15 protein-coding genes are annotated in these 13,411 nt (G+C 65.8%); 8 read left to right on the top strand and 7 right to left on the bottom strand.

Annotation, left to right across the window (positions count from 1 at the left end; genetic code table 11):
• Positions 1-3: 3 nt before the first annotated feature.
• Positions 4-693 (bottom strand): SDR family NAD(P)-dependent oxidoreductase, encoded by a 690-nt coding sequence (locus ACE3PP_RS17940; protein WP_374384632.1) that lies wholly within the window; start codon positions 691-693, stop codon positions 4-6.
• Positions 694-845: 152 nt separating this feature from the next.
• On the opposite strand from ACE3PP_RS17940, the gene secB reads away from it, so the two are divergent.
• Both secB and ACE3PP_RS17930 read left to right on the top strand, forming a co-directional pair.
• A complete protein-coding gene (gene secB / locus ACE3PP_RS17935) occupies positions 846-1,352 on the top strand; it encodes a protein-export chaperone SecB (protein ID WP_374384631.1) in 507 nt (168 codons plus the stop codon).
• A gap of 26 nt (positions 1,353-1,378) precedes the next feature.
• A complete protein-coding gene (locus ACE3PP_RS17930; RefSeq protein WP_374384630.1) occupies positions 1,379-1,966 on the top strand; it encodes a Smr/MutS family protein in 588 nt (195 codons plus the stop codon).
• Positions 1,967-1,969: 3 nt separating this feature from the next.
• On the opposite strand, the gene ACE3PP_RS17925 is transcribed toward ACE3PP_RS17930, so the two are convergent.
• Positions 1,970-2,746, bottom strand: coding sequence for an SDR family NAD(P)-dependent oxidoreductase (locus tag ACE3PP_RS17925; RefSeq protein ID WP_374384629.1), 777 nt, complete (start codon positions 2,744-2,746; stop codon positions 1,970-1,972).
• Between the two features lie 68 nt (positions 2,747-2,814).
• Complete coding sequence (locus tag ACE3PP_RS17920; protein WP_374384628.1) at positions 2,815-3,729, bottom strand: LysR substrate-binding domain-containing protein; 915 nt, start codon at positions 3,727-3,729, stop codon at positions 2,815-2,817.
• Between the two features lie 95 nt (positions 3,730-3,824).
• Between ACE3PP_RS17920 and ACE3PP_RS17915 the strand changes: the two genes are divergently transcribed.
• From ACE3PP_RS17915 to ACE3PP_RS17905, 3 genes are all read left to right on the top strand, one after another.
• Complete coding sequence (locus tag ACE3PP_RS17915; protein WP_374384627.1) at positions 3,825-4,949, top strand: dimethylsulfoniopropionate demethylase; 1,125 nt, start codon at positions 3,825-3,827, stop codon at positions 4,947-4,949.
• A gap of 117 nt (positions 4,950-5,066) precedes the next feature.
• Complete coding sequence (gene pgk / locus ACE3PP_RS17910) at positions 5,067-6,260, top strand: phosphoglycerate kinase (RefSeq protein ID WP_374384626.1); 1,194 nt, start codon at positions 5,067-5,069, stop codon at positions 6,258-6,260.
• Positions 6,257-6,685: a hypothetical protein gene (locus ACE3PP_RS17905; RefSeq protein ID WP_374384625.1), complete on the top strand. Its 429-nt coding sequence runs from the start codon at positions 6,257-6,259 to the stop codon at positions 6,683-6,685. The genes pgk and ACE3PP_RS17905 overlap by 4 nt, the downstream gene beginning before the upstream one ends.
• A gap of 21 nt (positions 6,686-6,706) precedes the next feature.
• Here the strand turns inward: ACE3PP_RS17905 and ACE3PP_RS17900 are convergent, their stop codons facing one another.
• Entirely contained in the window at positions 6,707-7,300 is a 594-nt protein-coding gene (locus tag ACE3PP_RS17900) for a LysE family translocator (RefSeq protein WP_374384624.1), read from the bottom strand.
• A 131-nt stretch (positions 7,301-7,431) separates the two neighbouring features.
• Between ACE3PP_RS17900 and ACE3PP_RS17895 the strand changes: the two genes are divergently transcribed.
• Positions 7,432-8,457: a cupin domain-containing protein gene (locus tag ACE3PP_RS17895; protein ID WP_374384623.1), complete on the top strand. Its 1,026-nt coding sequence runs from the start codon at positions 7,432-7,434 to the stop codon at positions 8,455-8,457.
• On the opposite strand, the gene ACE3PP_RS17890 is transcribed toward ACE3PP_RS17895, so the two are convergent.
• Positions 8,441-8,758, bottom strand: coding sequence for an AzlD domain-containing protein (locus ACE3PP_RS17890; protein ID WP_374384622.1), 318 nt, complete (start codon positions 8,756-8,758; stop codon positions 8,441-8,443). The genes ACE3PP_RS17895 and ACE3PP_RS17890 overlap by 17 nt on opposite strands.
• Positions 8,758-9,519: an AzlC family ABC transporter permease gene (locus ACE3PP_RS17885; protein ID WP_374384621.1), complete on the bottom strand. Its 762-nt coding sequence runs from the start codon at positions 9,517-9,519 to the stop codon at positions 8,758-8,760. Before ACE3PP_RS17885 ends, ACE3PP_RS17890 begins: the two co-directional genes overlap by 1 nt.
• Positions 9,520-9,582: 63 nt before the next feature.
• Here ACE3PP_RS17885 and ACE3PP_RS17880 point away from each other — a divergent pair, with 63 nt between their 5' ends.
• Positions 9,583-10,140 (top strand): NUDIX domain-containing protein, encoded by a 558-nt coding sequence (locus tag ACE3PP_RS17880; protein WP_374384620.1) that lies wholly within the window; start codon positions 9,583-9,585, stop codon positions 10,138-10,140.
• Between the two features lie 13 nt (positions 10,141-10,153).
• Positions 10,154-10,909 (top strand): GNAT family N-acetyltransferase, encoded by a 756-nt coding sequence (locus ACE3PP_RS17875; protein WP_374384619.1) that lies wholly within the window; start codon positions 10,154-10,156, stop codon positions 10,907-10,909.
• On the opposite strand, the gene hrpB is transcribed toward ACE3PP_RS17875, so the two are convergent.
• Complete coding sequence (hrpB, locus tag ACE3PP_RS17870; protein ID WP_374384618.1) at positions 10,906-13,389, bottom strand: ATP-dependent helicase HrpB; 2,484 nt, start codon at positions 13,387-13,389, stop codon at positions 10,906-10,908. The genes ACE3PP_RS17875 and hrpB overlap by 4 nt on opposite strands.
• Between the last annotated feature and the right edge of the window lie 22 nt (positions 13,390-13,411).

Here is a 13,411-nt window from a genome sequence, read left to right as displayed (position 1 = left end):
CCCCTAGAAGCTCTCGTTCCACGGCCGCAGATCGATCTCATGGGTCCAGGCGCTGCGATGCTGCTTGTGGATGTTGAGATAGGTGTCGGCAATCGCCTGGGGCGACAGCAGCACATCGTCTTCGTTGGCCGCGCGCGCGCCGCGTGTCCCTGCGATCCCGCCATCGATGATGAAATGGGCGACATGGATGCCCTTGGGACCGAGTTCGCGCGCCATGCTTTGGGCAAGCCCCCGCAGCGCGAACTTCCCCATCGCGAAGGGCGCCGAGCCGGCGAAGCCTTTGACCCCGGCGGTGGCGCCGGTGAAAAAGATCGAGCCCTTGCCTTCGCCCAGCATCAGCCGCGCGGCACCCTGGCCCACCAGGAAGCCCGCCAGCGCGCTGTTGCGCAGGGCCGCCTCGGCCTCGACCGGGTCGATCTCGGCAATCGGCCCCCGTGCCCGGTAGCTGGCATTGAAGACGACCAGTTCCGGGACTCCGAAATCCCGCTCGGCGACGGCGAACAGGCGGGCGACGCCCGCAGCCTCACTCGCATCGCAGGCGACGGCCCGGGCGCCCAGTTCCGCCACCAGCGGCGCCAATTTGGCGATGTCGCGGGCGACGAGGACCAGTTTCATCCCATCGGCGGCGGCGGCGCGCGCCAGGGCTGCAGACAGGCCCGAACCGGTGCCGACGATGATCGCGTAACGGGCCATCCTGCTGATTCCTCTCATGAAAAAGTCAGTGCACAGCTTGCGCAGGGAGGCGCATCCGAATCAAGCACCCATGCGTGCCAGTTGCCTTTCCAGGGCAAAGGGTGGTAGCGAACCCGCGACCTTTCAGGACCATTTGTTTTCAGGAGCGATGCATGACCGACCAGAACCAGACCCCGACCGGCAACGGCGCGCAGGACCCGGCCGAGACCGGCCCGGCCTTGGTGGTCGTGCACCAGTTCCTGAAGGATTTTTCGTTCGAGAATCCGCTGGGCTCCGAAACCCCGGCAGCGCTCACCGAGGCGCCCACCGGCACGATCCGCGTCGATGTCCGCGTCAAGCCGCTGACCCCGCCGGATATCGAAGTCACCCTGTTCATGTCGGTCGATGCCAAGATCGGCGAGCGCTCGGTCTATCTCACCGAATGCGAATATGCCGGCACCTTCCGCCTCGGGCGCGTGCCGCAGGAGCATGTGCTGCCGCTGGTCATGATCGAGGCGCCGCGCCTCCTTTTCCCCTTCGCGCGTCAGGTCATTGCCAATGCGGTGGCGGCCGGCGGCTTCCCGCCGCTCCTCATCAACCCGGTCGATTTCGTCGCCATGTACCGCGAGCGCCGCGAGGAAATGCTGAAGCAGGCCGAGGCGCAGAAGGCGGCCGGCTGACCGTTTTCTGACCCCCACCTGATCCCGTGGCTGGGAAGCGGCGTCTCTCCGAGCAAGAGCTTGCCCTGTGGCAGGCTGTTGCCAGCACGGTGACGCCGCTCAAGCCCAAACGCCAGAAGAAGGCGGCCCTGAAGGCAACCGAGGCGGAGCCCCAAAAAAGCCCGCCGGCACCGCCGGGGAAGCGTCCGAAAACGCCCCCGAAAGGCCCTTCTCCGACGCCGAAATCACCCCCTGCGGCGAAGGCACCACCGCCCCCATTGGTCCCCAACCCCGCCCCCGGCGCCATGCCCGGGATCGACCAGCGCCAGGCCGAACGCTTCCGCCGTGGGCAGATTCCCATCGAAGGCAAGATCGACCTCCACGGCCGCACCCAGGCCGAGGCGCATGACGCCCTGCTGCACTTCCTCGAACGCGCCTTCAAGCACGGGAAGCGCAAGGTCCTTGTCATCACGGGGAAGGGCATGACCCAGTCGAAATCCGGGATTCTCAAGACCAACGTGCCGCGCTGGCTCAACGAGCCCGCGTTCCGCCGCCTGGTCCTCGCCCTCTCGCAAGCCCGCCCCGAACATGGCGGCGAAGGCGCGCTCTACGTCCTCTTGAAGCGGCAGCGCTAAGGCTCACTTCCACTTCTGCAGCGTGTTCTCGACGGCGGCGGTGAGGAAACGGCGTGGCAGGAAGCGCATGGCGATGGAGGCGAGATAGTTGGTGGGTCCCACCACATGCACGCGTTCCTGACCCAGGGCGCGCAGGCCTTCCTGGGCCACGCGTTCGGCGCTGTGCATCGTCGTCATCGGCGGCCGGCCGGCCTGGGCGCGTTCGAAAAAGCGGGTCTCAGTCGCACCGGGGCAGAGCGCCAGCACATCGATGGGCTCATCGGCCAGTTCCTCGGCCAGCGCCTCGGTATAGTTCAGCAGGAAGGTCTTGGTGGCGGCATAGGTCGCAAAGAGCGGCATCGGCGCGAAGGCCGCCGTACTTGCGACATTGATGAGCCCGGCGCGGCTTCCCCGTTCATGGGCATGGCGCAGCAGCATGGGAAGAAGCCCGCGCGTGATCTCGACCGGCGCTGCCACATTGACCTGCACCATCTCCATCTCACGAAGATCCGGATTGTCGATGACGCGGCCCAATTGCCCGATGCCCGCATTGTTGATGACGAGGTCGACGCCGGCATTCTCGGCGGCACCGATCACCGCATAGCGCCCTTCCGGATCGACGAGATCGGCGACGATGGTGCGCACCTGGCGCCCGTTGAGCGCCAGTTCCTGCGCCAGCGCGTTCAAGCGGTCGCGGTCGCGCCCATGCAGCAGCAGGGCCGTGGCGCGCGGCAAGGCCCGGGCGAAGGCCGCCCCGATGCCGGAGGACGCGCCGGTGATGAGGGCCGATTGATAGCTCATGAACGCTCTTTTTCCCGCCGCTGCCAATAGGCCCCGAGTCTAGGCCAGAAACGAAGATGGGCCAATGCTTAAGCGGATTCATGCCCCAGATGGGCCAGCAGGCGTCGGCCGGCCGGCCCGTCGAGCCAGCCCGGGCGGCTCACCAGATGATAGCCGCGCGGCGATTCCAGTGGCTGATCGGAGAGGCTGACCAGCACACCGCTGGCAAGGAGATCGGCAATGACGCCCTGCCAACCCAGGGCGACGCCCGCCCCCTGCAGCGCCTGATAGATGGCGACACCATGATTGGTGACGACGAGGCTCTGGTCGATCGATTTCGCCTTCGGCGCGAATTGCTGCTGCCAATCGCGCCAGGTGAACCAGCGCGCTTCCGGATCTTCGAGATGAATGAGCGGACCGTCGCGCAATAGATCGGCGGCACTCTTCGATTTCAATTGCCGCGCCAGGTTGGGGCTCGCCACCGGTACGACGCGCTCGGACAACAGCAGGCGACTCTCGAAGCCCGGCCAAGTGCCATCGCCGAAGAGAATGGCCGCATCGACGTCGGCCAAGTCGATATCGGCATCGCGTTCCGCCGTCACCACGCGGCAGGACAAAGTGGCGTTGTCAACCGACCCCGCCTTCACCCGATGCGCGGCAAGGCGCGGCAGGACCCAGAAGGTCGCGATCCCCGGATAGGTCGCGATGGTCAGCATGTCCTGCGCGCCGCGGCGGCGGATACGGCGGCTCGCTTCCGCAAGGCCCGACAGGGACAGGGCGACGCTGCCGTAGAATTCATCGGCGATGGCGGTCGGCCGCGACACCGGTCCCCGCTTTTCAAAGAGGTCCGCGCCGAGATCTTCTTCGAGCAGGCGGATCTGATGGCTGATCGCCGGCTGGCCGACATTGAGCTCGGCTGCGGCGCGGGTGAAGCTGCCCAGCCGGTAACAGGCTTCAAAGGCGCGGATCGCCCGCAAGGGTGGCAGATGGCGCATCCTGATCATCGATTTTATTGATGAATGGATCACTATTAGGCCCGTTTTTACTGGGCGTCAAACCGCCGATCATGCTGAAAATCAATCAGCCTGAGGTTCGTTCCATGTCGTTGCCATCCCAGCGCCCCATCCTGGCCGTCTCGCGCCGCACGCGCGCGACACCCTTTACGCCCCGCGTCGAGGCGTCGGGCGTTCAGGGCTATACGGTCTACAACCACATGCTGTTGCCGACCGCCTTCCGTTCGATGGAGGAGGATTACCGGCATCTGAAATCCCATGTGCAGGTCTGGGATGTGGGTTGCGAGCGTCAGGTCGAGGTCAAAGGTCCCGACGCCGCCAAGCTGGTGCAGATGATGACGCCGCGCAACCTGTCGAAGGCGCAGGTCGGGCAATGCCTTTATGCCCCGCTGGTCGACGAGGCGGGCATGCTCATCAACGATCCGGTCATCCTGAAGCTGGCCGAGGATCGCTTCTGGCTCTCCATCGCGGATTCGGACGTGCTGCTGTGGGCAAAGGGGCTGGCGCTCGGCTACGGCCTCGACGTGCGGGTGAGCGAGCCCGATGTCTGGCCGCTCGCCATCCAGGGGCCGAAGGCGGAGGATGTGGCGGCGCGTATCTTCGGCGAGGATGTGCGCAGCATCGGCTTCTTCCGCTTCCGCACCCTGTCCTTCCAGGGCCATCCGCTGATCGTCGCCCGGTCGGGCTGGAGCAAGCAGGGTGGGTTCGAGATCTATCTCGACCGCGCCGAGCTTGGCCTCACCTTGTGGGATGCCTGCATGGCGGCGGGTGCGGATCTTGAGATTGGACCCGGTTGCCCCAATCTCATCGAGCGGATCGAGGGCGGCCTTCTCTCCTATGGCAATGATATGACGATTGCCAACAACCCGCTGGAATGCGGCCTCGACAAATATTGCCAGATCGATGCCGCCCCGACCTGCATCGGTGCCGAGGCCCTGCGGCGCATCGCCGCCGACGGGGTTGCGCGCAAGATCATGGGCCTGCGCATCGCGGATGGCGTACTGCCTTCTTGCGTCGAGCCCTGGCCGGTCCTTGTGGCAGGCAAGCGCGTCGGCGCCGTCAGCTCGGCCGTCTATTCGCCCGATTTCGGCGCCAATCTGGCCTTTGCCATGCTCGATCGCGGGCATTGGGCCCCGGGCGGGGCGGTCGAGGTTGAAACGCCCGCCGGCCTGCGGCGCGCCGTGATCTCGACCCTGCCCTTTACCAAATAGCTGGACTGCCGATCGAGGCCGGACGCGCACCCGGCACCCGCTGTTGCATTCGGGGATGAGCTATGGCACCTCACCGCCAGACGCTTCATCCCCTTTGCAGCCCGGGAACCTTAACCAATGCCTCAATTCCGCACCCTCGACGACCTTCAGCTTTCGGCCAAGCGCGTGCTCGTGCGCTGCGACCTCAACGTGCCGATGAAGGATGGCAAGGTCACGGACGCGACCCGCATCGAACGCTCCGCCGCGACCTTGAAGGAGATCGCTGCGAAAGGCGGTCGCGTCATCATCCTGTCGCATTTCGGTCGGCCGAAGGGAAAGCGCGCGGCGGAGTTTTCGCTGCAGCCGCTGGTCGAGCCGCTCGCAAAGGCCTTGGGCAAAAGCGTGGCCTTCGCCGAGGATTGCATCGGCAAGCCGGCCGAAGACGTGGTGGCGACCTTGAAGGATGGCGAGGTAACCCTCCTTGAGAACCTGCGCTTCCACGATGCCGAAGAAGCCAATGACAAAGCGTTCGCGGCGGCACTTGCCAAGCTCGGCGACATCTATGTGAACGACGCCTTCTCCTGCGCGCATCGCGCCCATGCCTCGACGGAAGGGCTCGCGCATCTGCTGCCCGCCGCCGCCGGGCGCCTGATGCAGGAAGAGCTCGACCATCTGGGTGCAGCGCTTGAGAAGCCGCAGCGGCCCGTGACGGCGCTGGTGGGCGGTGCCAAGGTATCGACCAAGCTCGACCTCCTCGGCAACCTCGTCACCAAGGTCGACCGGCTGGTGATCGGCGGCGGCATGGCCAACACTTTCCTCTTCGCGCAAGGGATCGAGGTCGGCAAGTCGCTGGCCGAGCGCGACCTCGCCGACACGGCGCGTGAAATTCTGGCGAAAGCCAAGGCCGCCAATTGCACCATCGTGCTGCCGGTCGATGCCGTTGTCGCGGGCGAGTTCAAAGCCGGCGCCGCCAACAAGGTGGTGGACGTGAAGGCCGTTCCCGCCGACCAGATGATCCTGGATGTGGGTCCCAAATCCATCGCCGCCATCAACAAGCATCTTGATGAATCAAAGACGCTGGTCTGGAACGGGCCGCTCGGCGCCTTCGAAACCGCGCCCTTCGACCAGGGCACGGTCGCGGTTGCCAAGCATGCCGCCGCCTTGTCGAAGGCAAAGAAGCTGCTCTCGGTCGCCGGTGGCGGCGACACGGTCGCGGCCCTCGCCCATGCCGGGGCGGAGGATGATTTCTCCTATATCTCGACGGCCGGCGGCGCGTTCCTGGAATGGCTTGAGGGCAAGGAATTGCCCGGCGTCACGGCGCTGAAATCATGAGCGACGAGACCGAAAGCGACGTGATCGACGATCCGATCGAGTTCTTCGCCGCGCTGGGCGGGCTGCGCGATGTCGGCATCAACGGCATCACGGTCGATGTCGAAGATCAGGCGCTGCGTATTTTCGTGGACGACCTCTATTGGTGTCTCGAAGGGTCGCCGGACTATCCCGGTGAGCGGCCCTGCGCGCTCGTCTTCGGCGGCGTCACCGGCGTCAGATTCGACTTCGACATGGTCGATGGCTTGCGCATAGCCGGGGTCGCGGTCAACGAGAACATCTCCACGACGCAACCCTTTGCCTTGGGCATCGACCTCAATATCGGCGGCACATCGGCCAGCGGTTCGTCAGCCAGCGGTACGTCAGCCAGGGGCAAAGCCCTCGTCGCCATGTTCGCGACGCTCGAGATCGAGGATTTCGACGATTAGGCTCTGTCGGCGCGATCGCCGTCAGACGAGGAATGTCAGCGCGACCGAGGCCATCAGCAGCAGAGCAAAGAGGACGTTGATGGCGCGCCCCAGGCGCGGGTCGCGGAGCCAGCGCGTGAGCGTCACGCCGAGCAGGCTCCAGGCGATGTTGACCGGAATGATGGTAGCCGCCACGAGTGCGAGCTTTGCCAGCGCATCGGGGAACGGTTGGCCCGGCAGCAAGGTGAAGCCGGAGCAAAGTGCCGCCATCGCCGCATAGGCTTTTGGATTGCCGAGCCCCAGAAAGAGCCCTTGCCCGAAACCGGGTGCGGCAGCCCCAGGCACTTGTTCGGTGATGAGCGGCGCGGTCGCGATGCGGAAGGCGAGATAGAGCATGTAGAGTGCCGCAGCGATGGTGACGGCAAGGGCCAAGCCCGGTTGCGCCAGGATGAGGGCGAAGAGACCACTGACGGTCAGCAGCAGAACAGCGAGGACACCGGCCACGATGCCGGCGATCAGCCACCGGCTGCGACGAAGGCCGAAGGCGGCGCCCGCTGCAGCCAATCCCAAGGTCGCCGGACCGGGACTGCCGGTAAGGGCCAGGGCGGCGACGACAAAGCTCAATGTTTCTTGCATGGCATGAGCGAAGCACAAAGCTCGGCGTCGATCTTGAACGATCCTGCGGAAACGGATGGGCTGCGATTGATGAAGGGGACAGGCCGGGCCTAGATTGTCGGCATATTCTTCGCCACGGAGGTTGCCGGCCGATGCCGACCGATCCACGCAGTACACCCATCGCCACCCAGGATATGCCGTGGGAGGAATGGGCCGATGTCCCGCGCTTTGCCACGCGCACCAAACATCTGACGCGTGCGGCCGTCGGCGATACCTATCATGTCGGCATGGCGATCGAGGAACTGCCGCCGGGCAACCAAAGCGCCCCGTTCCACTATCACCTCCTTGAGGAAGAGCATGTCTTCATCCTGTCGGGATCGGTGACATTGCGGCTGGGCGACAGGCGGCACACGATGAAAGAAGGAGATTATGTCTGCTTCCCCGCCGGGCAGAAGGCCGGGCATTGCCTGATCAACGAAGGCACTGAGCCTGCGACCTATGTGGTGATCGGCGAGCGCAACCCGAACGAGGTCTGCGTCTATCCCGACTCCAACAAGGTGCTGGTACGCGGGCTTGATCGAACCGTGCTGGATCTTGCGGCCCGGCGCAGCTATTGGGACGGCGAAGTGCCGGCAGGGGCCGCTCCGCCCACCCCAAAGACGGCGTCCACCGTGGCGGACCCACCGCCGCACGCGCCGATCTCGGCCCATGATCTGGCGTGGGAGGAAACCCGGATCGATGCGCGCTTCGGTGGCTTCGCCAAGCATCTGACCATGGCGGCGGTCGGGCGCGACTATCATGTGGGCGTCATGATCGAGGCGCCGGCGCCGGGGCAACGTCTGTGCCCACTGCATTATCACATGGCGGAAGAAGAGCAGGCACTGATCCTGGAGGGCGAAGTGACGCTGCTGCAAGGAACCGACTCAACCGTTCTGAAGCCCGGCGATTATGTCTGCTTTCCGGCCGGCCAAAAGTTGGGCCATTCCTTCATGAACAGTGGGTCCGGCCCCTGCCGCTATTTGATGGTGGGCGAACGCAAGGCGGGAGATGTCTGTGTCTATCCCCAATCCAACAAGATGGCGCTGAATGTCCTGGAGAGCGCCGATTGCGTCTTCGACATGTCGGCGCGCCGCCGCTATTGGGATGGCGAGGCGAATCTGGTCAAAGAACAGCCGTGATCGCCATCAGGAAGCCCGCACCGGCGGCGACGGCCAGCGGGATCGAGCGGCGGAACAGGAAATAAGCGAGAATCGCTATTCCCGCGGCGCCAAGACGGATCCAGAGGGCAACCTCGCCCACCGCACCCTGCGGCGCCACGATGAGGCGGGCGATGAGGCCGGCAAGCAGCGCGTAGGCGACACAGGAGATCCAGCGCATCAGCGCCGAATTGGGATCGATGCGGCCGGAAAGCGCCACGCCCGCCGCCCGCCAGGCATAGGTGACAAGGGCACCCACAAGGATGAACCACCAAGCCAGCATCACGGCCGCCCCCGCTGGGTGAGCAGGAAGGCGATGGTGCCGCCACCGATGCCGGTTATCAGCAGCCCCCAATCCGGGCTGACAAGATGGAGGAGCGGCCCCGCGATCGCGCCGATGATGAGGGCGAGGGCACGTTCCTTGCGCGCGAGATCGGCGATGAACAGCAGCATGAAGTAAAGCGGGTTCAGGAAGACGAGGCTCAGCGTCACCGGTGTCGGCAGAATACCGACCAGGAAAAAGCCAAGCCCCGTCGCGAAGAAAGTCGCCGACCAGATGACGCTGGTGAAGCCCAGGAAAAAGGGCAGGCGCTGGTCGGGCGGCATGTCCGGCGCGCGCTGCATGGAAACCGCCCAGCCGGTGAGCGCGATGAAATGCGCCGCGAAATAGTGGATGAGGCGCGGGCTGGCCGACCCTTCGCCCTGGCGCAGGATGGGCAGCAAGGTCACCACCATCGGGAGGAGGCGCGCATTGGCAAGGCCGACGGCGATGGCGGCGGCAAGGATCGACCCCCCGGCGGCGAAGATCTCGATAAGGGCGATCTGCCCAGGCAGCGCCCAGCCGGTCGTCGTGGAGGCGAGGCCCTGGAAGAGCGTTAGCCCCGATTGATGCACGAAGGCGCCGAAACCGACATAGCTGGCGCCGAGCACCAACGCGGGCGCCCCGATGGCGGCGCGCACGCCGGCACGGCGCGCGCCGGTCGGCGACCCGAAATCGTCACGCCATTCGTTGGATTGGGAGGGCTGGGTTGGAATCGGCTGCATGTCTTGCGGCAAGATAGGCGAGGAATGCTTGCGGCGTCACCCACCTTCCGCCACAGTTGACCCATGCCGGAAACGCCCTTGACCAATCCAGTGACCAAAGAGCCGAATTTCGAGCACCGCGTGCCGGAAGGCGACAACCGGCTGCGCCAGGTCTGCGCCGATTGCGGCTTCATCGCCTATGAAAACCCCAAGGTCGTTGTGGGAGCCGTCGTCACCAGCGGTGAGAAAATCCTGCTGTGCCGCCGCGCCATCAACCCGCGCAAGGGCTTCTGGACCCTGCCCGCCGGTTTCATGGAGTTGCATGAAAGCGCCGAGACGGGTGCCGCGCGGGAGGCGTGGGAGGAAGCCAATGCGAAGATCGAGATCGAGCGGCTGCTGGCCGCCTACACGATCCCGCGCCTCTCCCAGGTCCAATTGATCTATCGCGCGCGCCTGGTCGATCCCGCCATCAGCGCCGGGGAGGAAAGCCTGGAAGTGGGTCTTTTCGACTATGCCGACATTCCCTGGGGCGAGCTTGCCTTCCCCTCGGTGCGCTGGGCACTGACTCAGTTCGCGAGTGTCCGGCATCTCGCTTCCTTCCCCGCTTTCAGCAATCCGCCGGGCGAGACCGGGGACTATTGATCGTGGGCAATTGATGTTGGATGGGGTCGATCTTTCCTGGCGCGTGGAGCGCGCCTGCCATCTCGCCTGGCCATCATTGAGCGAAGAAATCTGCGGCGATTGGGTGTTCCGCTTCTCCGGCGGTCTCAGCCGGCGCGGCAATTCGGCCAATCCGTTGCGGGCGACCGGCAGCGACATCACGCCCATGCTGAAGGCCGCTGATGCAGCCTATGCGCAAGCGGGCCTGCCCACCATCATCCGTACGCCCGAGCTGCCGCCGCCGGAGATCGCGGCGCAGCTCGCCACCCATTCCTATCGGCCGGAAGGCGAGACGCTGACCCTCTATTGCGATTTGCCGCCGGGACGCATGCGGCGCGACCCGGATGTGACGATTGCAAGCCTGCCGGACGAAGCCTGGTTCGCACGCATGTGGGCGATGAAGGGCCTAAGCGACAAGGAGCGCGCCACCTATCGCGCCATCGTCGGCGAACTCACCCTGCCCGCCGCCTTCATGTCGTTGACCATCGATGGCGCGGTGGTCGCGATGGGCTTCGTCGCCCTTCATGACCGGCTGCTGGTGGTGGAATCCCTCATCACGGATGCGGCGCATCGGGGGCGCGGTCATGCCAAGCGCCTGGTCGGCGCCATACTCGCCTGGGGCATCGAGCAAGGTGTCGAAGGCGCCTGCCTGCAAGTGGTCGCCGACAACGACATCGCCATCCGCCTCTATCGCGGCATGGGATTTGTGCGGGAGCTTTACCGCTATCGGTATTGGCGCGGGCCGCGTTAGCGCGGCCGTGGCTTCGCCCGCGCCGTGGGCTCGGCGATCAAGGGATCGTCCGGCCAATAATGTTTCGGATATTGGCCTTTCAAATCGGCTTTCACCGCCTTGTAGGCATTCTTCCAGAAACTGGCGAGGTCCTGCGTCACCTGGACCGGCCGCCGCGCCGGCGAGAGAAGGTGCAGCAGCACCGGCGCGCGGCCACCGGCGATGCGCGGTGTCTCAAGGGCACCGAACATCTCCTGAAGCCGCACGGCCAGCACCGGCTGATCGCCGCTGTCATAATCGAGCGGCACGCGTGAGCCGGAAGGAACATCGAGATGAGTCGGCGCCAGTTGATCGAGCGCCTGGCGCTGTTGCCAATCGAGCGATTCCCACAAGGCGGCATGGAGATCGAGCCGGTCGAGATGTGCGCGGCGCGAGATGCCGTCGAGATGCGGCCCCAGCCAGCCGGGCAAGGTGTCGAGCAACGCCGCATCGGACCAGTCCGGCCAATCCTTTTCCGGCAGAGTGCGCGCCAGGAAGGCGACGCGCGCCCGCAAGGTCTTCGTCGCCGCGCTCCAGGGAAGAACATCGAGCCCCATCTCTCGAATGCCGCCCAGCATCGCCGCGCGCACCAGCTCGGGATCTGGCTTCTGCAGCGGCTTTTCCTCGAGCACGAGGGCGAGGAGGCGCCGCTCGCGCTTGGCCTCGACGATCTGGTCGCGGCTGTTCCACGTAACGCTCTCGCGCGTCTCGATGAGGTCGGCGAAGTCCGTTTCAATATCGCCGAGCGAGATCGGCGCCGCGAGATAAATGCGGGCCGATTTCTGGCCGGCATCGAGGGTCGCCACGGCGAGATAGGGCTCGCGCGACAGCGGATCTTCGATGGCAAGTTCGGCACCGCGACCGGAAGCGAGGCGGTATTGCCCCTTGCCGCCGCGCTGCTGCGCCAGGCGATCGGGATAAGCGAGGGCCACGATGCTGCCGGCTTCCTGGCGGCTGCCGTCGACATCGGCGGCGATGCCCAATTGCCGGCGCCAATCCTTGGCCGATTGCTGGATGCGCGCGCGGGCGGCGCGGTCGCCACCACCAGAACGCAGCAGCTCCAGCCGTTCGCCAAGGTCGGCACCGCGCCCCGACCCGCTCACCAGATCGCGCTCGGACAGAAGCGCCGCGATATCGCAGGCCAAGGCACCGCGCCCGCGCCCCTTGGCGGTGATCAACATATGCGCCAGCCGGGGATGGAGCCCCAGTTCCGCCATCGCGCGGCCATGCGCTGTGATGCGATGCGCATCGTCGAGCGCGCCCAATTCCCGCAGCAATTCGCGCGCCTGCATGAGTGCGGCGGGCGGCGGCGGATCGAGGAGAGCGAGGGTGGCCGGGTCCTCAACACCCCAGGCAGCCAGCTCCAGCGCCAAGGGCGCCAGATCGATTTCCAGAATCTCCGGTGCCGGCTGCTGCGCCAAGGCGCGCTCGCTGTTGGCGCTCCACAGGCGATAGCAGACACCCGGCCCCAGGCGACCGGCACGGCCGCGCCGTTGCTCGGCATTGGCAAGCGACACTTTGGCGGTGACAAGGCGCGTCATGCCCGTTGCCGGATCGAAGCGCGCCACACGGCGCTGCCCGCTGTCGATGACGATGCGGATGCCGGCGATGGTGAGCGAGCTTTCGGCGATGCTGGTCGAAAGCACGATCTTGCGCCGGCCGGCATCGTCGGCACGGATGGCGCGCTCCTGTTCGGGCAGCGGCAGATCACCATGCAGCGGCAGTACGACGGCACCGGGGACATGGCCCAGCTCGCGCTCGGTGCGCCGGATCTCAGCGAGGCCCGGCAGGAAGGCAAGGATGTCGCCCGTTTCTTCCTGGAGGGCCTTACGGATGGCAGCGGCCATCTGCTTCTCGATCCAAGTCGAACTGTCATCGCCCAGATGATGGGTCGTGACCGGAAAGGCGCGGCCTTCGCTGGTCAGGCGCTTCGCCGCCGGCAACAGGCGCGCGATGGCGGCGCCGTCGAGGGTCGCCGACATGACGAGAAGGCGCAGATCCGGCCGCAAACCGGCTTGCGCTTCCAGCGCGAAGGCCAGCGCCAGATCGGCGTCGACGCTGCGTTCGTGGAACTCGTCGAAAAGAAGTGCCGCGACGCCTCTAAGCTCCGGATCCCCCTGCAGCTGGCGCATGAAAAGGCCGGTGGTGACGCATTCGATGCGCGTCTTCGGCCCGATCTTGCGGTCGAGGCGAACGCGGTAGCCGACCGTCTCGCCGACGGATTCACCGAGATGGGCGGCAAGCCGTGCCGCCGCCCCTCGCGCCGCGAGGCGCCTGGGTTCGAGGAGGATGATCTTGCCGGCATTGCCCCAGGGAGCGTCCAGCAAGGCCAGGGGGACCTGGGTGGTTTTGCCGGCACCGGGCGGTGCCTCCAGCACCAGATTGGGGCCGCCCGCCAAAGCGGCCTTGATCTCAGGCAGCAGGGGCGCGATCGGCAAGTCCGGGTCAAATCGTTGCATCATGCTGGCTGAATATCATCTAAGT

The sequence above is a fragment of the Dongia sp. genome (genome assembly GCF_041910485.1).
Lineage (GTDB): Bacteria > Pseudomonadota > Alphaproteobacteria > Dongiales > Dongiaceae > Dongia.
Note: the sequence above shows the minus strand (reverse complement) of the source record. Positions and strands in the feature narration are given on the sequence as shown.

Excerpts from the sequence above, each read along its gene's own strand:
- ACE3PP_RS17940 (WP_374384632.1), bottom strand. The coding sequence starts at position 693 with ATGGCCCGTTACGCGATCATCGTCGGCACCGGTTCGGGCCTGTCTGCA.
- secB (WP_374384631.1), top strand. The coding sequence starts at position 846 with ATGACCGACCAGAACCAGACCCCGACCGGCAACGGCGCGCAGGACCCG.
- ACE3PP_RS17925 (WP_374384629.1), bottom strand. The coding sequence starts at position 2,746 with ATGAGCTATCAATCGGCCCTCATCACCGGCGCGTCCTCCGGCATCGGG.
- ACE3PP_RS17920 (WP_374384628.1), bottom strand. The coding sequence starts at position 3,729 with ATGATCAGGATGCGCCATCTGCCACCCTTGCGGGCGATCCGCGCCTTT.
- ACE3PP_RS17915 (WP_374384627.1), top strand. The coding sequence starts at position 3,825 with ATGTCGTTGCCATCCCAGCGCCCCATCCTGGCCGTCTCGCGCCGCACG.
- pgk (WP_374384626.1), top strand. The coding sequence starts at position 5,067 with ATGCCTCAATTCCGCACCCTCGACGACCTTCAGCTTTCGGCCAAGCGC.
- ACE3PP_RS17905 (WP_374384625.1), top strand. The coding sequence starts at position 6,257 with ATGAGCGACGAGACCGAAAGCGACGTGATCGACGATCCGATCGAGTTC.
- ACE3PP_RS17900 (WP_374384624.1), bottom strand. The coding sequence starts at position 7,300 with ATGCAAGAAACATTGAGCTTTGTCGTCGCCGCCCTGGCCCTTACCGGC.
- ACE3PP_RS17895 (WP_374384623.1), top strand. The coding sequence starts at position 7,432 with ATGCCGACCGATCCACGCAGTACACCCATCGCCACCCAGGATATGCCG.
- ACE3PP_RS17890 (WP_374384622.1), bottom strand. The coding sequence starts at position 8,758 with ATGCTGGCTTGGTGGTTCATCCTTGTGGGTGCCCTTGTCACCTATGCC.
- ACE3PP_RS17885 (WP_374384621.1), bottom strand. The coding sequence starts at position 9,519 with ATGCAGCCGATTCCAACCCAGCCCTCCCAATCCAACGAATGGCGTGAC.
- ACE3PP_RS17880 (WP_374384620.1), top strand. The coding sequence starts at position 9,583 with ATGCCGGAAACGCCCTTGACCAATCCAGTGACCAAAGAGCCGAATTTC.
- ACE3PP_RS17875 (WP_374384619.1), top strand. The coding sequence starts at position 10,154 with ATGTTGGATGGGGTCGATCTTTCCTGGCGCGTGGAGCGCGCCTGCCAT.
- hrpB (WP_374384618.1), bottom strand. The coding sequence starts at position 13,389 with ATGATGCAACGATTTGACCCGGACTTGCCGATCGCGCCCCTGCTGCCT.